The following is a 19,028-nucleotide window of genomic DNA, read 5'->3' as shown; positions in this document are numbered from 1 at the left end:
CTGTGTATCAAGGTTATAGGATCAAGCCTCACGGGCAATTAGTATCGGTTAGCTTAACGCATTACTGCGCTTCCACACCCGACCTATCAACGTGGTGGTCTTCCACGACCCTTCAGGGGGATCGAGTCCCCAGGGAAGTCTCATCTTGAGGCGAGTTTCCCGCTTAGATGCTTTCAGCGGTTATCTCTTCCGCACTTAGCTACCCGGCGATGCGACTGGCGTCACAACCGGTACACCAGAGGTGCGTCCACTCCGGTCCTCTCGTACTAGGAGCAGGTCCCCTCAAACTTCCAGCGCCCACGGCAGATAGGGACCAAACTGTCTCACGACGTTTTAAACCCAGCTCACGTACCACTTTAAATGGCGAACAGCCATACCCTTGGGACCGGCTACAGCCCCAGGATGTGATGAGCCGACATCGAGGTGCCAAACTCCGCCGTCGATGTGAACTCTTGGGCGGAATCAGCCTGTTATCCCCAGAGTACCTTTTATCCGTTGAGCGATGGCCCTTCCATACAGAACCACCGGATCACTATGTCCTGCTTTCGCACCTGCTCGACTTGTCGGTCTCGCAGTCAAGCCTCCTTTTGCCATTGCACTATCAGTACGATGTCCGACCGTACCTAGGAGACCTTCGAACTCCTCCGTTACCTTTTGGGAGGAGACCGCCCCAGTCAAACTGCCTACCATGCACTGTTCCCGACCCGGATTCACGGGCCTGGGTTAGAACCTCAACGACACCAGGGTGGTATTTCAAGGACGGCTCCACCAGAACTAGCGTCCTGGCTTCAAAGCCTCCCACCTATCCTACACAAGTCCCGTCAAAGTCCAATGCAAAGCTACAGTAAAGGTTCATGGGGTCTTTCCGTCTAGCCGCGGGGAGATTGCATCTTCACAAACATTTCAACTTCGCTGAGTCTCAGGAGGAGACAGTGTGGCCATCGTTACGCCATTCGTGCAGGTCGGAACTTACCCGACAAGGAATTTCGCTACCTTAGGACCGTTATAGTTACGGCCGCCGTTTACCGGGGCTTCGATCAAGAGCTTGCACCCCATCACTTAACCTTCCGGCACCGGGCAGGCGTCACACCCTATACGTCCACTTTCGTGTTTGCAGAGTGCTGTGTTTTTAATAAACAGTCGCAGCCACCGATTCTCTGCGGCCCCTTCGCCCTTCGGATGTACTCCTACAAGCTAATGGGGCATACCTTCTCCCGAAGTTACGGTATCAATTTGCCGAGTTCCTTCTCCTGAGTTCTCTCAAGCGCCTTGGTATTTTCAACCTGCCCACCTGTGTCGGTTTGCGGTACGGTCGATTCTAGACTGAAGCTTAGAGGCTTTTCCTGGAAGCAGGGTATCAACCACTTCGCGAACAAGTTCGCTCGTCATCACGCCTCAGCTCAGCTCTCCGGATTTGCCTAGAGAGCACGCCTACACGCTTAAACCGGGACGTCCAACACCCGGCCGGCCTAACCTTCTCCGTCCCCCCATCGCATCTAGAACCGGTACAGGAATATTGACCTGTTTCCCATCGACTACGCATTTCTGCCTCGCCTTAGGGGCCGACTCACCCTGCGCCGATGAACGTTGCGCAGGAAACCTTGGGCTTTCGGCGAGGGTGCTTTTCACACCCTTTATCGCTACTCATGTCAGCATTCGCACTTCCGATACCTCCAGCATCCCTTACGAGACACCTTCGCAGGCTTACGGAACGCTCCCCTACCACGTGTCAAAGACACATCCGCAGCTTCGGTTCATGGCTTGAGCCCCGTTACATCTTCCGCGCAGGACGACTCGACTAGTGAGCTATTACGCTTTCTTTAAAGGGTGGCTGCTTCTAAGCCAACCTCCTAGCTGTCTATGCCTTCCCACCTCGTTTGCCACTTAGCCATGCATTTGGGACCTTAGCTGGCGGTCTGGGTTGTTTCCCTCTTGACACCGGACGTTAGCACCCGATGTCTGTCTGCCGTATATCACTTTGCGGTATTCGGAGTTTGCTATCGCGGGGTAGATCGCAGTGACCCCCCCAACGATTACAGTGCTCTACCCCCGCAAGTGTCCGTACGACGCACTACCTAAATAGTTTTCGGGGAGAACCAGCTATTTCCGGATTTGTTTAGCCTTTCACCCCTATCCACAGCTCATCCCCTAGTTTTTCAACACTAGTGGGTTCGGACCTCCAGTGCGTGTTACCGCACCTTCATCCTGGCCATGGATAGATCATCCGGTTTCGGGTCTACGCCCAGCGACTATGTCGCCCTTATCAGACTCGCTTTCGCTACGCCTCCCCTATTCGGTTAAGCTCGCCACTGAACGTAAGTCGCTGACCCATTATACAAAAGGTACGCAGTCACCCGTTTCCAGGCTCCCACTGTTTGTATGCATGCGGTTTCAGGATCTATTTCACTCCCCTCCCGGGGTTCTTTTCGCCTTTCCCTCACGGTACTGGTTCACTATCGGTCGATCACGAGTATTTAGCCTTGGAGGATGGTCCCCCCATCTTCAGACAGGATTACACGTGTCCCGCCCTACTTGTCGCACGCTCAGACCCGCCACCGGCTTTTCGCATACGGGACTATCACCCTGTATCGTCGGACTTTCCAGACCGTTTTGCTAAGCTGATGGTTTAGTCGTGCAGGCTCTTCCCCGTTCGCTCGCCACTACTTGGGGAATCTCGGTTGATTTCTTTTCCTACGGCTACTTAGATGTTTCAGTTCGCCGCGTTCGCTTCCACGTACCTATGGATTCAGTACGGGATGACCCTTGCGGGCCGGGTTTCCCCATTCGGATATCGGGGGATCAAAGCTCCATTGCCAGCTCCCCCCCGCTTTTCGCAGGCTTGCACGTCCTTCATCGCCTGTGATCGCCAAGGCATCCACCACATGCACTTAGTCGCTTGATCCTATAACCTTGGACCCTCGACTCACTGGCGTGAGCTGAAGATCCGGTCACAGGTCGAACTCGTTTGTGCGATCAGGACTGTGCTGACTACGCAGCCCTGATCAATGCAATCACACAACCCGTGCAACACATCGTTGATGTGCTGCACTAACTTCTTCCAATTTGTTAAAGAGCGAACCTCTGGCGTTGGCCAAGAGGTCAGGCATGCTCACGCGTTCGATGCGCATGACTGACGTCTCGGATGAAGCACGGTACTGCGGGCGACTGGTGGAGCTGGTCGGGATCGAACCGACGACCTACGGCTTGCAAAGCCGCCGCTCTCCCAGCTGAGCTACAGCCCCTTGTCTGACTTGTGCCTGGACAAGGACTGGTGGGTCTGGTTGGGTTCGAACCAACGACCCCCGCCTTATCAAGACGGTGCTCTAACCAGCTGAGCTACAGACCCTCGTGCTTCGAGGCTCTTCGCTTGAACAACCGATAAGGTGTGGATACTTGGCCGAAGATGGCTTTTCTCTTGAAAGGAGGTGATCCAGCCGCACCTTCCGATACGGCTACCTTGTTACGACTTCACCCCAGTCATGAATCTCACCGTGGTAAGCGCCCTCCCGAAGGTTAAGCTACCTACTTCTGGTGAAACCCACTCCCATGGTGTGACGGGCGGTGTGTACAAGACCCGGGAACGTATTCACCGCAGCATGCTGATCTGCGATTACTAGCGATTCCGACTTCACGCAGTCGAGTTGCAGACTACGATCCGGACTACGATCGGCTTTAAGGGATTAGCTCCACCTCGCGGTTTGGCAACCCTCTGTACCGACCATTGTATGACGTGTGAAGCCCTACCCATAAGGGCCATGAGGACTTGACGTCATCCCCACCTTCCTCCGGTTTGTCACCGGCAGTCTCATTAAAGTGCCCAACTGAATGATGGCAATTAATGACAAGGGTTGCGCTCGTTGCGGGACTTAACCCAACATCTCACGACACGAGCTGACGACAGCCATGCAGCACCTGTGTCCTGGTTCCCGAAGGCACCCTCGGCTCTCACCAAGGTTCCAGGCATGTCAAGGGTAGGTAAGGTTTTTCGCGTTGCATCGAATTAATCCACATCATCCACCGCTTGTGCGGGTCCCCGTCAATTCCTTTGAGTTTTAACCTTGCGGCCGTACTCCCCAGGCGGTCAACTTCACGCGTTAGCTGCGTTACTCACAGAGTTACCTCTACGAACAACTAGTTGACATCGTTTAGGGCGTGGACTACCAGGGTATCTAATCCTGTTTGCTCCCCACGCTTTCGTGCATGAGCGTCAGTACAGGCCCAGGGGGCTGCCTTCGCCATCGGTGTTCCTCCACATCTCTACGCATTTCACTGCTACACGTGGAATTCCACCCCCCTCTGCCGTACTCTAGCCTTGCAGTCACAAGCGCAGTTCCCAGGTTAAGCCCGGGGATTTCACACCTGTCTTACAAAACCGCCTGCGCACGCTTTACGCCCAGTAATTCCGATTAACGCTCGCACCCTACGTATTACCGCGGCTGCTGGCACGTAGTTAGCCGGTGCTTCTTCTTACGGTACCGTCATCCACGCGGGATATTAGCCCGCGCGATTTCTTTCCGTCCGAAAGAGCTTTACAACCCGAAGGCCTTCTTCACTCACGCGGCATGGCTGGATCAGGCTTTCGCCCATTGTCCAAAATTCCCCACTGCTGCCTCCCGTAGGAGTCTGGGCCGTGTCTCAGTCCCAGTGTGGCGGATCATCCTCTCAGACCCGCTACAGATCGTCGCCTTGGTGAGCCTTTACCTCACCAACTAGCTAATCTGACATCGGCCGCTCCAATCACGTGAGGTCTTGCGATCCCCCACTTTCCCCCTCAGGGCGTATGCGGTATTAGCTACGCTTTCGCGTAGTTATCCCCCATGACTGGGCACGTTCCGATGCATTACTCACCCGTTCGCCACTCGCCGGCGGGCCGAAGCCCCCGCTGCCGTTCGACTTGCATGTGTAAAGCATGCCGCCAGCGTTCAATCTGAGCCAGGATCAAACTCTTAAGTTCAATCCATACAAAGCACTCAAAGTCATTACTGACATGAGCACCTAATCATTGCGAAACAAAACCGCCGAAGCGGCTCGCCACACAACAACCAAGCACCCACACTTATCGGTTGTTCAACTTTTTAAAGAGCGCTGCAATCGCTGCAGCAGAGAAACGAGATTATGGACAACTTAGTTCGCTTCGTCAACCCCGTCGCAACGCTTATTTCAAAACCAACGCTGCAGACACTGAAACAGAACCGCTCGCCTCCCTTTTCCGCGACCGCCCTAAACAAGGGCTAACGCGAAAGAGCCGCGCAGTATAAAGCCCTTGTTCGAAAGGTCAAGCGGATTGCGGAGAAACTTGGCGATTACTCATCCGCTGTGTAGAAGCCGCCGCCGGCGAAATTCTCGAAGCGCGTGTATTGGCCCAGGAAGGTCATGCGAATCACACCCGTCGGGCCATTACGGTGCTTGCCGATAATCAGCTCTGCAGTTCCCTTGTCCGGCGAATCAGGGTTGTAAACCTCATCCCGGTAAATGAACATGATGATGTCCGCGTCCTGCTCAATTGCACCCGACTCACGCAAGTCGGACATCACGGGGCGTTTGTTCGGCCGTTGTTCCAGGCTTCGATTCAGCTGCGACAGGGCAATGATAGGAACGTGCAGCTCTTTTGCCAGCGCCTTGATCGAGCGGGAAATCTCGGAAAGCTCGGCGGCACGGTTATCGCTATCCTTGCTCCCCGTCATCAGCTGCAGGTAGTCGATCACGATCAGCCCCAGCTTGCCGCACTGACGGGCAAGCCGGCGCGCACGTGCGCGCAGGTCAATCGGATTCAGGCCGGGCGTTTCATCAATATAGAGCGGCGCGTCGTACAGCTTTCCCATTGCAACGGTGAGGCGCTGCCAGTCCTCGTCGGTGAGCCGCCCGCTGCGGATCTTCTGCATGTCGATACGGCCGACCGACGAGATGAAGCGGGTCGCAAGCTGGGTGCCGGGCATTTCCATCGAGAAGATCGCTACCGGCAAACGGGCTTCCACCGCGACGTGTTCAGCCACGTTAAGCGCAAACGTCGTCTTGCCCATGGCCGGCCGCCCGGCGACGATCAACATATCCGACGGCTGCAGGCCGGACGTCTTGTCGTCGAGATCGACGAAACCGGACGGAATACCCGTTACCTCCGAGGGGCTGTCGCGGTCGTACAGTTCCTGCACGCGGTCGACCACCTGCTTCAGGATGGGCTGGATCGAAATGAAACCGCTTGCGTGACGCGCCCCCGCCTCTGCGATCTCGAATACCTTCGCCTCCGCCTCATCGAGCAGCGACTTGGCGTCCTTGCCCGAGGGCGTCAGCGCGGACGCCGCGATCTCGTCGCCCACCGCGACCAGCTTACGCAGGATCGCGCGCTCCCGAACGATTTCGGCGTAGCGCCGGATGTTCGCCGCCGACGGCGTGTTGTTGGCAATCTCTGCCAGATACACCAGTCCGCCAGCCTGCTCCGCTTCGCCGTTCTTCTCGAGCGATTCGAAAACAGTGACGACGTCGGCCGGCTTGCCGAGGTCGATGAGGCGGGTGATGTGGCGGTAGATGCGGCGATGATCGTCGCGGTAGAAATCCGCCTCGTTCACCAGGTCGGCGATGCGCTCCCAGGCCGCGTTGTCGATCAGGATGCCACCGATCAGTGACTGCTCGGCCTCCAGCGAATGCGGAGGAAGCTTGATCGAGGCCATTTCGGGATCATGCGGTCCATCCTGAAACCGGCGGGAAGTACTACTCATGTCGTGCTGCTCACGGAAAAGGAGGCGGCGGAACGCAACATTCTAGCGAGGGATGCGCACCGCTCCTTGTGAAGAAAGGCGATTCAAAAAGCAAAAGGGCTGCCGAAGCAGCCCTTGATGCCAGCTAAAGCAGATGCTTACTGCTGTTGCTCGCCGAGCACCGAAACCGTGATCGAAACCACGACGTCGGAGTGCAGCGCGACTTCCAGCTGGGTGTCGCCAATCTGCTTCAGCGGGCCGTCCGGCATGCGGACGGTGGAGCGCTCGATCTCGAACCCTTGAGCGGCCAGCGCCTCGGCAACGTCGGCGTTGGTCACGGAGCCGAACAGGCGACCATCCATACCCGCCTTGCGCGCGATCTGGACCATCAGGCCTTCCAGCTTCGCACCGACTTCCTGAGCCGCGGCGAGCTTTTCCGCCTGCTGGCGCTCGAGTTCGGCACGACGAGCCTCGAACTCGGCCAGGTTGGCCTGATTGGCACGCTTGGCCTTGCCCTGCGGGATCAGGAAGTTGCGGGCGTAGCCGTCCTTGACCTTGACCACGTCACCCAGGTTGCCCAGGTTCACGACCTTTTCGAGAAGAATGATTTGCATGACGTCTTTCCTCTTCTCTTATTGGTGCAGATCGGTGTAAGGCATCAGCGCCAGGAAGCGGGCGCGCTTGACGGCGACCGACAGCTGACGCTGGTAACCGGCCTTGGTACCGGTGATGCGAGCCGGCATGATCTTGGCGTTTTCGGTGATGAAGTCCTTCAGGATATCCACATCCTTGTAGTCGACTTCTTCGATCTTCTCCGCGGTGAAGCGGCAGAACTTGCGACGCTTGAAGAGACCGCGACCACCGCGATCGTCCTTCTTCTTGAACTTGGACTTGGGCTTGAAAGCCATTTCAGTTTCCTTCTACAAATTCGATCTTGTTCAGGTGCAGCACCGGCAGACGGCTGCGCATGCTTTTCGCAGCGAGAAATCCGGTTGTCACCACTCGCGTTCCCGGCACCACAGTGGCCAGGATGCTGGCCAGCTCCCCTACCGCCACAGCCTGAAGCTCCACCGTCACCGACCGCTCGAGACCGGCTTCGACCTGCTTCGACTCATGAGTGAGCGTACAGCTCGCAACCGCAGTACCGGCGGGGGTACGACGCAGAGGCAGTAGTTCGGCGACCGTGGCTTCGAGGCGCAGTTCGTTGAGCCCCGACTCCAACACTTACCGGGCCGATCAGGCCTCGGCGGCCTCGGCCGGCTTGCCTTCGTCGCCAGCGGCGGGCGTCAGCGAGCGCGACTTCTCTTCCTTCATCATCGGCGACGGGGTGGTGACCGCCTTCTTCATCTTGATGGTGAGGTGGCGCAGCACGGCGTCGTTGAACTTGAACGCGTGCTCGAGTTCGCCCAGCGCTTCGCCGTCGCACTCGATGTTCATCAGGACGTAGTGGGCCTTGTGCACCTTCTGGATCGGGTAAGCCAGCTGACGGCGACCCCAGTCTTCCAGGCGGTGGATCTGGCCGTTGCGGGCGGTCACGATCGACTTGTAGCGGTCGATCATGGCCGGCACCTGCTCGGACTGGTCCGGGTGGACGATAAACACGATTTCGTAGTGTCGCATGCAGACTCCTTGCGGTTTGAAGTTCAGCCCCCCGGCATGCGAAACCGGTGGAGCAAGGGAAAGCCCTGCACTATAGCAAGAACTCGGGAAAATCCAAAAGCCCCGCGTGCTGCCCGCGGAGGAAAGGGTTGGATAAACCGATGCTTACACATTCCCGCTTACAGACTCGGAAGCAGCCGGCCAAGGCCGCTCGCTAATATCCGCTTCACCACCTTGTCCACACAGGACATCCAGAGGAAGCACGATCATGAAACCGACCACGCTGCGCTACCTTGCGCCCATTCTCCTGTGCGGCGGCCTGCTTGCCGCGCTTCCCGCCCAGGCCCACGGCGACCGCTACGATCGCGACGACCGGGCGGAATGGCGGCATCGCCACTGGGGCCATCCGCACAAGCATCACTTCCACGGTCGCGAAACCGTGGTGCGCGAACGGGTGATCATCCGCGAACGGCCGCGCTATTACGAAGAGGAGGTGCGCTACTACGAACGTCCGGCGTATCGCGCCTACCGGCACGACCCGGCCGTTGTGATCGGCGTGCAGATTCCGCCGCTGGTGATCCCTCTGCGCTGACCGCCTGGCGCCGCCCGGCCGTACTCAGCGCGGCCGGGCCTCCCAGATTTTCTGCAGGCGCTTCACCGAGACCGGCATCGGCGTCTTCAACTCCTGCGCGAACAGTCCGACGCGCAGTTCTTCAAGCAACCAGCGGAACTCCTCCAGCACCGGGTCCAACACCCAGGCCCGGCTGCGCGCCACCCGTTCGCGCTCGTAGGCCGCCGCAAGCGTCTTCCACTCCGCCATCGACTGGGCATCGCGCGCCGTGTTGTTACGGAGCTTGTCGATGCGCACCGCCACCGCTTTGAGGTAGCGCGGGAGCTGGGCAAGCCGCTCCCACGGGAGGGCCACCAGAAAATCCTTCGGCAGCAACGCGGCAAGCTGCGCCTGGACGTCCGCAACCACGTCGGGAAAGGTCTTGAGGCCGGACACCCGTTTTTGCACCACTGCATAGTCGGCCAGGATCTGCCCGGTCAGGCGCGCGAACTCCTGCGCCACCAAGGTGATGCGCGGCTTCGCTTCGGCGATGCGGCGCTCGAAGGCCGCCGCATCGGCCGGCAAGGGCTCGAGCAGGCAGGTGCGGGCAAGCGTGGCGTCGATCAGCCGTTGGCGCAGTTCCGCCTCGGTGCCGAACGAGAGGTACTGGAGGGCGAGTTCGCGCAGCCCCGGCAGCCGCTCGATCGCCTTGACCTGATCACGCAGATTGAGTGCGAAGAGCCGCGCCAAGCCCCGACGATGGACCTGCGCCGCTTCTTCCTGGGTGTCGTAGGGGCGTAGCGATACGCTGGCGCCGTCGTCGTGCAACGCCGGAAACCCGATCACGTCGCGGCCGCCGACCTTGACCTCCAGCAGCTCCGGCAAAGGCGGGAAAGTCCAGGCGGTGTGGCCCGCGTACGTGGCACCGTCGTTTCCGCCCGCAGGGGTCGAAGCCTTCCGCTGCGGTGCGCTCGTGGCGGCTGGCGCCGCCGCGGCGGAAGCCGTCGCGTCGGCCGCGCCGCTCAGCCGCGCGCCGCGAAAACGCTCGGCGATCTGCTCGCGATAGCGCGCCCGCAGGTCGGCGAGGTTTCTTGACTGCGCCAGCGGCCGCCCGTGCTCGTCGATGACGCGGAAGTTCATGAAGCAGTGCGGATTGAGATTTTCCGGACGGAAGCTTTCCAATGGCAGCTTCAGTTGCACCCGCTCCTCGACAAAGCGTTGCAGCGCCTTCAGCAGGGGCTCGCCGGTATCGAACTCCCCCGACTCGAACTGCTCCATGAACGCCGCAGCGCTCTCGCTCATCGGCTGCAGGCGATGGCGGTGCTTCTGCGGCACGGTCTTCAGCAGCGCGGTCACCTTCTCTTCGAGCAGCCCCGGCACCAGCCATTCGCAGCGCGCCGCCGGCACCTGGTTGAGCATCGCCAGCGGCACGGTCAGCGTCACGCCGTCGTCGGCCTCGCCCGGCTGATGCAGGTAACCGAGCTTGAGCTTCTGGCCGAGCACTTCGAGCTGGGTCGGGAAACGCTCGGTGGTGATGCCCTCGGCCTCGTGCCGCATCAGCTGTTCGCGCGACAGGTACAGCAGCTTGGGTTCGCGTTTCTCCGCCGCCTTGCGCCAGTGCTCGAAACCAGCCAGGTCGACCACCTCCGCGGGAATCTTGGCGTCGTAGAAGGCCTCGATCAACGCCTCATCCACCAGCACGTCGGGACGGCGCGACTTGTGTTCCAGGCGCTCGATCTCCGCCACCAGCTTGCGGTTGTGGGCGAGGAAGGCCATCGCCCGTGCCGGCCCTTCGGCAATTTCGCCCGCCACCAGCCCTTCGCGGATGAAGAGTTCGCGGCATAGCGCCGGATCGATGTCGCGATAATTGACCCCGCGCCGGCCGTACAGCACCAGCCCGTGCACCGTGCCGCGCTCCCACGCGCGCACGCTACCCGCGGTTTTCGACCAGTGCGGCTCGAACACGTGGCGCTTCAGCAGATGCGCGCCCACCTCCTCCACCCACTCGGGCTCGATGCGGGCCAGACAGCGCGCGAACAGCCGGGAGGTATCGACCAGCTCGGCGCCCATGATCCATTTGCCCGCCTTCTTCGCGAGCGCCGAGCCGGGGTGCGGCCAGAACTTGATGCCGCGTGCGCCGAGGTAGGCCCCTGCCTGCGGCCCCTTCGCTCCCTGGTCTTCCTCGGTCTTGCAGCCGATGTGGCCGAGCAGGCCGGCGAGCAGCGCCTTGTGGATGGCCTCGTAGTTGGCCGGCAGTTCGTTCTCCTTCCAGCCGTGCTCGGCGCACAAGCTGTGGAGCTGCGTGTAGACGTCGCGCCACTCGCGCATGCGCAGCCAGGACAGGAAGTGCCTCTTGCACCACTGTTTCTGCTGGTTGCCGGATTCGTGGCGCTGCACTTCCTCCCAGGCCTGCCACAAGCGGAGATACCAGAGGAATTCCGAGCGCTGGTCCTGCTCGCCGCCGCGGAACTTGGCGTGCGCCTGGTCGGCCGCGCCGGTGCTCTCGGGCGGCCGCTCGCGCGGGTCCTGCACCGACAGCGCGGCCGCGATCACCAGCAGCTCCTTCAGGCAGCCGCGGTCGCGCGCAGCGAGGATCATGCGGCCGATCTTGGGGTCGAGCGGCAGCTTGGCAAGTTCGACGCCGATCGGCGTGAGTTCGCGCTGCTCGTCGTCGCTCACCGCGCCGAGTTCGGTCAGCAGCTGGTAACCGTCGGCGATCAGGCGCCCGCCCGGCGGATCGATGAAGGGGAAATCCTCCACCGCGCCGAGCTTGAGCGCCTTCATGCGCAGAATGACCCCGGCGAGCGAGGAGCGCAGGATCTCCGGATCGGTGTGCGCCGGACGGCGGTTGAAGTCGTCCTCGGCATAGAGGCGGAAGCAGATGCCGTCCATCACCCGGCCGCAGCGGCCGGCGCGCTGGCGCGCGGCGGATTGGGCGATGTTCTCGATCTGCAGTTGCTCGACCTTGTTGCGCGGCGAATAGCGCTTGACCCGCGCCTGGCCGGTGTCGACCACGTAGCGGATGCCGGGCACGGTCAGCGAGGTCTCGGCAACGTTGGTTGCCAACACCACCCGCCGCCCCTTGCCGCTGGCGAACACCCGCGCCTGCTCCTGCGCCGACTGGCGCGCGAACAGCGGCAGGATCTCGGTGCCGGCGGCGTGATGCGCCTTGCGCAGCGCCTCGGCGGCCTCGCGGATCTCGCGCTCGCCGGGCAGGAACACCAGCACGTCGCCCGGCCCGCAGGACTGCGCCTCGTCCACCGCATCGACCAGCGCGTCGAGCAGCTCCTTGCCCTTCTGCCGGCGCGGGCCGCCCTTGTCGCCCGCCGGCGCCTCGTCGGCCTCCTCCACCGGGCGGTAGCGCATCTCGATCGGATACAGCCGGCCGGAGACCTCGATCACTGGCGCCGGCTTGTCGTCGGCGCTGGCGAAGTGGCGCGCGAAACGGTCGGCGTCCAGCGTTGCCGAGGTGACGATGAGCTTGAGGTCGGGCCGGCGCGGCAGCAGCGTCTTCAGGTAGCCGAGCAGGAAGTCGATGTTGAGGCTGCGTTCGTGGGCCTCGTCGATGATGATCGTGTCGTAGGCGGCGAGCAGCGGGTCGGTCTGGGTTTCCGCCAGCAGGATGCCGTCGGTCATCAGCTTGATGTGGCTGTCGGCGGACAACCGGTCGGTAAAGCGGATCTTGTAGCCGACCGCGCGACCGAGTTCGCTGTTCAGTTCCTGGGCGATGCGGCTCGCGGTGGCGCGCGCCGCCAGCCGGCGCGGCTGGGTGTGGCCGATCAGGCCGGCGGCGCCGCGGCCGAGCGACAGGCAGATCTTGGGCAACTGGGTGGTCTTGCCGGAGCCGGTCTCGCCGCAGACGATGATCACTTGATGCGCTTCAAGCGCCGCAGCGATCTCGTCACGCCGCGCCGACACCGGCAGCTCGGCCGGAAAGCTGGGCACCGGCAACGCCGCCCGGCGCGCCGCCAGCGCCGCGCGCGAACGCTCGCGCAGCGCGGCGAGGTCGGCCACGAGCCTGTCGCGCCGCTCGCCGCGCTGGCGGCCGATGTCGCGCGCCAGCCGCCGCAGGCGCGGGCGGTCGGCGCTCAGGCAATCGTCGAAGTGTTCGATGGCCGCGCCGCGGCCAGCTTGCTGCATCTGCTTCATTGAATCGACCCGCGCGACGGCCGAACGCCGCCGCGCCTGCGCACAAAACGCAGCATTATCCCCGCCGCGGGCGCCGCGGCACAGCCGTGCCGCCCGCTATACTCGATCTCCGTCCCGCCGCGGTGTTGCCGCCGCCCTGCAGATGTCCGTACCGCCTCAGCCCTGCCCGCTGTGCCTTGCCGCCGCGGCGCCGTTCCACCTGCGTGAAGCGCGCCGCCGCATGCCCGCGCGCGACTACCACCGCTGCCCCGTCTGCGCGCTGGTGTTCGTACCCGCCCCGTTTCATCTCGACCCCGCCGCCGAGCGCGCCGAATACGACCTGCACCGCAATGACCCGGCCGATGCGGGCTACCGCCGCTTTCTCGGCCGCCTCGTTACGCCGCTGGCGGCCATGCTGCCGGCCGGCGCACGTGGCCTGGACTACGGCTGCGGCCCGGCCCCGGCGCTGCAATCGCTGCTGCATGAAGCCGGTTTCGACTGCGCGACCTACGACCCCCACTACCAGCCCGACCCGAGCGTGCTCGACGGGCGCTACGACTTCATCACCTGCACCGAAGTCGCGGAACACTTCGCCGCTCCGCGTCAGGAATTCGACCGCCTCCACGCACTGCTGGCCGACCGTGGCGTGCTCGCGCTGATGACCCGCCGCCCCGACGAACACACCGATTTCGCCAACTGGCACTATTCGCGCGACCCGACGCACATCGCCTTCTACGCCGCCGACACCCTGCGCTGGATCGGCCGCCACTACGGTATGGCGCTCACGCTCGCCGACAACGACATCGCGCTGCTGCACAAGCGCGGCGTGAGTGCGACAATCCCGGCTCCACGCCCCGGCGCCCGCTGACATGACCGCACAGACCTCCTCCCCGCTGCCGATCGCCGCCATCCTCTACACCCCGCAGGACAACATCGAGATGATCCTGATGGAAGCGGCCGCCGCGCTCGGCGAGCGCGGGGTGCGCCTGGGCGGCGTCATCCAGCACGACATCGGCATCAGCGCCAACGACCCGTGCGCGATGGAACTCGAAGACCTGTCGTCCGGCGCGCGCTTCTCGCTGTCGCAGGAACTCGGCCGCGGCTCCGAAGCCTGCCGGCTCGACCCGGATGCGCTTGCGCGCGCCTCGATGATCGTGCGCAACGGGCTGGACCAGGGCGCCGACCTCGTCATCTTCAACAAGTTCGGCGCCCAGGAAGCCGCGGGCGCCGGGCTGCGCACCGAGATGGGGCTGGCCGCGCTCGCGGGCACCCCGCTGCTGACCGCCGTCGGCCACCGCTTCCTGCCGGAATGGAACGACTTCACCGGCGGCGAAGGCAGCCTGCTGCAACCCACAGTCGCCAGCGTGCTGGCGTGGTGGAACAGCCTTCGCGGCGACGCCTGAAACGATGGACTGCCGTCCGGGCTGCGCCGCCTGCTGCATCGCGCCCTCGATTTCCAGCCCGATTCCCGGCCTGCCCGCGGGCAAGCCCGCCGGCGTCCGCTGCCCCCAGCTCGACGACGCCGATCACTGCCGACTGTTCGGCAACCCGACGCGACCGCGCGTCTGCGGCAGTCTGCAGCCCTCCGCCGAGATGTGCGGCGACAGCCGCGCCCACGCGCTGGCGTGGCTGACGCGACTGGAATCCCTCACCGCCTGAGTCCCTGCGCGCCGCCGCCTGCGGCGCCGCAACATTGCGCCCGGTATAATCGGCGGCCGCATTCGTCATGCACAGCCCCGGAGCCGCCCGCCGCATGGATATCACCCTGCTTCTGACCGCCCTGATCCTCGGCATCGTCGAGGGCCTGACCGAATTCCTGCCGGTATCGTCCACCGGCCACCTGATCATCCTCGGCGACCTGCTGGGCTACAACGACGAAGCGAGCAAGGTGTTCAAGATCGTCATCCAACTCGCGGCCATCCTTGCAGTGTGCTGGGACTACCGCGAACGACTGATCAAGGTCGCCGTGGGCGTGCCGAGCGACCGCAGCGCGCAACGTTTCGTCGGTCTGCTGCTGCTCGGCTTCCTGCCGGCCGCGGTGCTCGGTTTCCTGTTCCACTCCACGATCAAGAACGTGCTGTTCAACCCGCTGGTGGTCGCCACCGCCCTGGTGGTCGGCGGCCTCATCATCCTGTACGTCGAAAAACGCGCCTATCACCCGCGCGTGACGAGCGTGGACGAGATGCGCTGGGGCGACGCGCTGAAGGTCGGCTTCGCCCAGGCGCTGGCGATGATTCCCGGCACCTCGCGCTCCGGCGCCACCATCATGGGCGGGCTGATCTTCGGCCTGTCGCGCAAGACCGCGGCGGAGTTCTCGTTCTTTCTCGCGATTCCGACGATGCTCGCCGCCACTGTCTACGACGTCTATAAGAACTGGACCCTGCTGCGGGTGGAAGACCTGCCGGTGTTCGCGGTGGGTTTCGTGGCCTCGTTCTTTGCCGCGATGTGGGCGGTCAAGAGCTTCATCCGCTTCATCTCCAACCACACCTTCGTGGTGTTCGCCTGGTATCGCATCGTGTTCGGCATCGTCGTGCTGGCGACCTGGCAATTCGATCTGGTGTCGTGGAGCACGCCCTGAACCGGGCAGCCGTCGCCGACTAAACTGAGAGTTATGTCCGCCCCCGCCCCGATGATCGTCTACCTGCACGGCTTCCGCTCCGCCCCCGCCTCGGTCAAGGCCCAGGCGCTGCGCGCGCGCATGGCCGCGCGCGGGCTGGGCGAGGCGTTCTGGTGCGAACAGCTTCCGGTGTCGCCGTGGGCAGCGGTGGGGCTGGCCAGCGCGCAGATCGAACGCAGCCTCGCCAACGGCGGCACCCCTACGGTTGTGGGCAGTTCGCTCGGCGGGTATTACGCCACCTGGCTCGCGGAAAAATACCGCCTGCGCGCGGTGCTGGTGAATCCCGCTGTGGTGGCGCCGCTGTCGCTCGAAGCCTATGTGGGCGAACAGACCAACCTCTACACCGGCGAACGCTTCCAGTTCACCCAGCGCCACATCGACGAGTTGCGTGCGCTCGAGATTCCACGCATCACGCGGCCCGAACGCTACTGGCTGCTGGTCGAAACCGGCGACGAGGTGCTCGACTACCGCCACGCGGTCCAACGCTATGCCGGTGCGCACCAGACCGTGCTGGAAGGCGGCGACCACGGCTTTTCGCGCTGGAACGACTACCTCGACGACGTCATCGCCTTTGCCGGGCCGGTCTGAACCCGTCCCGCCCCGTCAACCGGAGCCCGCATGACCCAGGACGCCCCCTTCGACCCGCGGCGCTTCAAGGCGCAGGAACGCGCCGGCTTCAACCGCATCGCAGCGCGCTACGCCGGCGGTGCGCCACTGCGTGCAGCGCTTGCCGAGGCCGTGCTGAACGCCGCCCGGCTCGAACCCGGCCTGCGCGTGCTCGACCTCGCCAGCGGCCCCGGCCTGCTCGCCCTCCCCGCCGCCACGCAGGTCGCGCCTCACGGCTGGGTGCTGGCCACCGACATTGCCGAAACCATGCTGGCCGAAGCGGCGCGGCGCAGCGACGACACCGCGCCGCTGCTGTTCGCCGCCGCTGACGCTGAACACCTGTGCGTGCCGGACGCGTCGATCGACCGCGTGCTCGCCGGCCTCGCGCTGTTCCTGTTCCCCGACCCGGCGCGCGCGCTGGCGGAGGTCAGGCGCGTGCTCGCCCCCGGCGGGCGGGTCGTGCTGTCGGTGTGGGGGCCGCGCGCCGAGGTGCCGCTGCTGCACCGCGCGCAAGATGCCATCGCCACCGCGCTGGGGCCGCCGCGGGTGGCGCGCCCCTCGGTGTTCCGACTCGGCGAAGGCGACGCGCTCGCGCAGCTGCTCGACGCCGCCGGCTTCACCGATATCCGGGTCGAACCCTGCACCTTCAGCTGCCCGTTCGACGATGCCGACGCCTACTGGCAGGCTTTTCTCGACCTCGCCGGCGGCGTGGCCGAGGCCATGGCGCAGGTGCCCGAATCCCGCCTCGCCGCCGTGCGCGCTGCGGTGGCCGACGCGATCGCTCCGCACCGGCTGCCCGCCGGCGGCTACCGGCTGCCCGCCACCGCGCTGGTCGCAGTGGCGCGCCGGCCCGACTGACGGCCCCCCGGCAAGGGCCGCGAATCCAGTAAACTGTGCGGCTTGCTCATTCCCTGGCGGTAGTCGATGTTCGTGCTGTTCGAAGAGGACGGGGCCTTCAAGGCCGGAACCATCCTCGCTGAAAACGATGCCTCCCTGCAGGTCGAGAACACCCACGGCAAACGGGTCAAGATCAAGCGCGCCAACGTGCTGCTGAACTTCCGCGAGCCGTCGCCGGCCGACCTGCTGGCACGCGCCGAGGCGGCCGCCGAAGCCCTCGACACCGAGTTCCTGTGGGAGGTCTGTGGCGACGATGAATTCGGCTTTGCCGAGTTCGCCGCCGAATACCACGGCCACGCGCCGAGCGCGGTGGAAGCCGCCACCGTGTTGCTGCGCCTGCATTCGGCACCGATCTGGTTCCACCGCAAGGGCCGCGGCCGCTTCCGCAAGGCCCCGACGGAGATCCTGCAGGCCGCGCTCGCCGGGCTGGAGAAGAAGCGCCAGCAGGCGCTGGCGATCGAGGAGATGCGCGCCGAGCTGGTGGAAGGCCGCATGCCCGCCGCCTTCACCGGCATGCTGCCGCAGATCCTCTACCGCCCGGACCGCAACCGCATCGAGGTCAAGGCGCTGGAAGCCGCCTGCGTCGACACCGGGCTGTCGGCGCCGCGCCTGCTGCTCAAGTGCGGCGCGCTGGCGTCGAGCTTCGACTACCACTTCAACCGCTTCCTGTTCGAGTACTTCCCCGAAGGGCTGGCCTTCCCCGACTTCGAGCCCCCGGTCGTGCCTGCCGACCTGCCGCGCGCCGATGTCGCCGCGTTCTCGATCGACGACGCCACCACCACCGAGATCGACGACGCCTTCTCGGTCACGCCGCGCGCCGGTGGCGGCTGGCGGGTCGGCATCCACATCGCCGCGCCGGGGCTGGGCTGCGAGCGCGGCTCCACGCTCGACACGATCGCCCGCCGGCGCCTGTCCACGGTGTACATGCCCGGCAACAAGATCACCATGCTGCCGGACCAGATGGTGCAGGCCTACACGCTGGCCGAGGGCCGTGACTGCCCCGCGGTGTCGCTGTATCTCGACGTCACCGCCGACCTCGCCATCCTCGGCCAGGAAAGCCGGCTCGAGATCGTCCCCATCGTCGCCAACCTGCGCCACCACGACATCGAACCGGTGTTCAACGACGAAACCGTGCATGAGGGCGTGCCCGACTTCCCGTGGAAGCGCGAGCTGATGCTGTTGTGGGATCTCGCCACCGTGCTCGAAGCCGGACGCGGCAAGCCCGCGGCCAACCAGAACCAGGTGGACCACAGCTTCTACGTCGATTGGCAGACCGAGACCGCCGACGGCCCGGGCTACATCACCATCGGCAAGCGCCTGCGCGGCTCGCCGATGGACAAGCTGGTGGCCGAGCTGATGATCCTGGCCAACTCCACCTGGGGCAAGCTGCTCGACGAGGCCGGCGTGCCGGGGCTGTACCGCGTGCAGAGCGGCGGCAAGGTGCGCATGACCACCACCGCCGGCCCACACGAAGGCCTGGGGGTGGATTGCTACGCGTGGTCCAGCTCGCCGCTGCGGCGCTATGTAGACCTGGTGAACCAGTGGCAGATCATCTCGGTGCTGCAAGGCCGTCCGCCCGCGTTCGCGCCGAAGTCGGCCGAGCTGATGGCCGCGCTGCGCGACTTCGAACTCACCTACGCCGCGTATGCGGAGTTCCAGCGCCAGATGGAGCGCTACTGGTGCGTGCGCTGGCTGCGCCAGCACGGCGCCGGCCCGGTCGATGCGATCGTGCTGCGCGACAACGTGGTGCGGCTCGAGGCCGTGCCGCTGGTGTTCAAGGTGCCGTCGATGCCGTTGCAGATGCCCGGCAGCCGCGTGCGCCTGGTGGTGGAAGGCAGCGACCTGCTCGATGTCGAGGTCGAGGCGCGCTTCCAGCAGATCCTGTCCGAACCCGACCCGGAAGACTATGCCGAATTCGAAGGCCCGTGAGCACGGCGCA

14 protein-coding genes, 2 tRNA genes and 2 rRNA genes are annotated in these 19,028 nt (G+C 63.9%); 8 read left to right on the top strand and 10 right to left on the bottom strand.

The genetic code is table 11. The annotated features are described in order from the left end of the window. Positions 1-17: 17 nt before the first annotated feature. The 9 genes from dqs_RS03910 to rpsF form a co-directional block, all read right to left on the bottom strand. Positions 18-2,902 (bottom strand): 23S ribosomal RNA (locus dqs_RS03910). Between the two features lie 264 nt (positions 2,903-3,166). After that, a tRNA-Ala gene (locus dqs_RS03905) sits at positions 3,167-3,242 on the bottom strand. Positions 3,243-3,269: 27 nt separating this feature from the next. Then, a tRNA-Ile gene (locus dqs_RS03900) sits at positions 3,270-3,346 on the bottom strand. A gap of 72 nt (positions 3,347-3,418) precedes the next feature. After that, a 16S ribosomal RNA gene (locus tag dqs_RS03895) occupies positions 3,419-4,954 on the bottom strand. The 16S and 23S rRNA genes sit together here with 2 tRNA genes alongside, the layout of an rRNA operon. Positions 4,955-5,303: 349 nt before the next feature. After that, positions 5,304-6,713, bottom strand: a complete 1,410-nt coding sequence (gene dnaB / locus dqs_RS03890; protein WP_011764456.1) for a replicative DNA helicase — start codon at positions 6,711-6,713, stop codon at positions 5,304-5,306. Positions 6,714-6,850: 137 nt separating this feature from the next. After that, positions 6,851-7,306, bottom strand: a complete 456-nt coding sequence (rplI, locus tag dqs_RS03885) for a 50S ribosomal protein L9 (protein WP_011764455.1) — start codon at positions 7,304-7,306, stop codon at positions 6,851-6,853. A gap of 18 nt (positions 7,307-7,324) precedes the next feature. Continuing rightward, the gene (gene rpsR / locus dqs_RS03880) at positions 7,325-7,600 is read right to left on the bottom strand and encodes a 30S ribosomal protein S18 (protein ID WP_002933051.1); all 276 of its coding nucleotides are present in this window, start codon (positions 7,598-7,600) and stop codon (positions 7,325-7,327) included. A 1-nt stretch (position 7,601) separates the two neighbouring features. Then, complete coding sequence (gene priB / locus dqs_RS03875; RefSeq protein WP_065339728.1) at positions 7,602-7,916, bottom strand: primosomal replication protein N; 315 nt, start codon at positions 7,914-7,916, stop codon at positions 7,602-7,604. Positions 7,917-7,928: 12 nt separating this feature from the next. Beyond that, a complete protein-coding gene (gene rpsF, locus dqs_RS03870; protein ID WP_011764453.1) occupies positions 7,929-8,312 on the bottom strand; it encodes a 30S ribosomal protein S6 in 384 nt (127 codons plus the stop codon). 247 nt (positions 8,313-8,559) lie between these two features. Here rpsF and dqs_RS03865 point away from each other — a divergent pair, with 247 nt between their 5' ends. Further along, complete coding sequence (locus tag dqs_RS03865) at positions 8,560-8,883, top strand: hypothetical protein (protein WP_065339727.1); 324 nt, start codon at positions 8,560-8,562, stop codon at positions 8,881-8,883. Positions 8,884-8,907: 24 nt separating this feature from the next. On the opposite strand, the gene hrpA is transcribed toward dqs_RS03865, so the two are convergent. Then, a complete protein-coding gene (hrpA, locus tag dqs_RS03860) occupies positions 8,908-12,990 on the bottom strand; it encodes an ATP-dependent RNA helicase HrpA (RefSeq protein WP_179948010.1) in 4,083 nt (1,360 codons plus the stop codon). A 142-nt stretch (positions 12,991-13,132) separates the two neighbouring features. On the opposite strand from hrpA, the gene dqs_RS03855 reads away from it, so the two are divergent. The 7 genes from dqs_RS03855 (at position 13,133) to dqs_RS03825 (ending at position 19,018) form a co-directional block, all read left to right on the top strand. Beyond that, entirely contained in the window at positions 13,133-13,837 is a 705-nt protein-coding gene (locus dqs_RS03855) for a class I SAM-dependent methyltransferase (protein ID WP_065339726.1), read from the top strand. Position 13,838: 1 nt separating this feature from the next. After that, positions 13,839-14,372, top strand: a complete 534-nt coding sequence (locus tag dqs_RS03850; protein WP_011764449.1) for a DUF2478 domain-containing protein — start codon at positions 13,839-13,841, stop codon at positions 14,370-14,372. 4 nt (positions 14,373-14,376) lie between these two features. Then, positions 14,377-14,628: a YkgJ family cysteine cluster protein gene (locus dqs_RS03845; protein ID WP_065339725.1), complete on the top strand. Its 252-nt coding sequence runs from the start codon at positions 14,377-14,379 to the stop codon at positions 14,626-14,628. Between the two features lie 94 nt (positions 14,629-14,722). Beyond that, entirely contained in the window at positions 14,723-15,547 is an 825-nt protein-coding gene (locus dqs_RS03840) for an undecaprenyl-diphosphate phosphatase (protein ID WP_011764447.1), read from the top strand. A 51-nt stretch (positions 15,548-15,598) separates the two neighbouring features. Then, positions 15,599-16,174, top strand: a complete 576-nt coding sequence (locus tag dqs_RS03835; protein WP_041642290.1) for a YqiA/YcfP family alpha/beta fold hydrolase — start codon at positions 15,599-15,601, stop codon at positions 16,172-16,174. A 30-nt stretch (positions 16,175-16,204) separates the two neighbouring features. Next, positions 16,205-17,050, top strand: coding sequence for a class I SAM-dependent methyltransferase (locus tag dqs_RS03830; RefSeq protein WP_065339724.1), 846 nt, complete (start codon positions 16,205-16,207; stop codon positions 17,048-17,050). A 66-nt stretch (positions 17,051-17,116) separates the two neighbouring features. Next, positions 17,117-19,018 carry a ribonuclease catalytic domain-containing protein gene (locus dqs_RS03825; RefSeq protein ID WP_065339723.1) on the top strand — a complete coding sequence of 634 codons (1,902 nt, stop codon included), beginning with the start codon at positions 17,117-17,119 and terminating at the stop codon, positions 19,016-19,018. The last annotated feature ends 10 nt before the right edge of the window (positions 19,019-19,028 follow it).

The sequence above is a fragment of the Azoarcus olearius genome, from assembly GCF_001682385.1.
Lineage (GTDB): Bacteria > Pseudomonadota > Gammaproteobacteria > Burkholderiales > Rhodocyclaceae > Azoarcus > Azoarcus olearius.
Note: the sequence above shows the minus strand (reverse complement) of the source record. Positions and strands in the feature narration are given on the sequence as shown.

Bases quoted from the DNA above. Each gene is read 5' to 3' on its own strand.
- dnaB (WP_011764456.1), bottom strand. From the start codon at position 6,713: ATGAGTAGTACTTCCCGCCGGTTTCAGGATGGACCGCATGATCCCGAA.
- rplI (WP_011764455.1), bottom strand. From the start codon at position 7,306: ATGCAAATCATTCTTCTCGAAAAGGTCGTGAACCTGGGCAACCTGGGT.
- rpsR (WP_002933051.1), bottom strand. From the start codon at position 7,600: ATGGCTTTCAAGCCCAAGTCCAAGTTCAAGAAGAAGGACGATCGCGGT.
- rpsF (WP_011764453.1), bottom strand. From the start codon at position 8,312: ATGCGACACTACGAAATCGTGTTTATCGTCCACCCGGACCAGTCCGAG.
- dqs_RS03865 (WP_065339727.1), top strand. From the start codon at position 8,560: ATGAAACCGACCACGCTGCGCTACCTTGCGCCCATTCTCCTGTGCGGC.
- hrpA (WP_179948010.1), bottom strand. From the start codon at position 12,990: ATGAAGCAGATGCAGCAAGCTGGCCGCGGCGCGGCCATCGAACACTTC.
- dqs_RS03855 (WP_065339726.1), top strand. From the start codon at position 13,133: ATGTCCGTACCGCCTCAGCCCTGCCCGCTGTGCCTTGCCGCCGCGGCG.
- dqs_RS03850 (WP_011764449.1), top strand. From the start codon at position 13,839: ATGACCGCACAGACCTCCTCCCCGCTGCCGATCGCCGCCATCCTCTAC.
- dqs_RS03845 (WP_065339725.1), top strand. From the start codon at position 14,377: ATGGACTGCCGTCCGGGCTGCGCCGCCTGCTGCATCGCGCCCTCGATT.
- dqs_RS03840 (WP_011764447.1), top strand. From the start codon at position 14,723: ATGGATATCACCCTGCTTCTGACCGCCCTGATCCTCGGCATCGTCGAG.
- dqs_RS03835 (WP_041642290.1), top strand. From the start codon at position 15,599: ATGATCGTCTACCTGCACGGCTTCCGCTCCGCCCCCGCCTCGGTCAAG.
- dqs_RS03830 (WP_065339724.1), top strand. From the start codon at position 16,205: ATGACCCAGGACGCCCCCTTCGACCCGCGGCGCTTCAAGGCGCAGGAA.
- dqs_RS03825 (WP_065339723.1), top strand. From the start codon at position 17,117: ATGTTCGTGCTGTTCGAAGAGGACGGGGCCTTCAAGGCCGGAACCATC.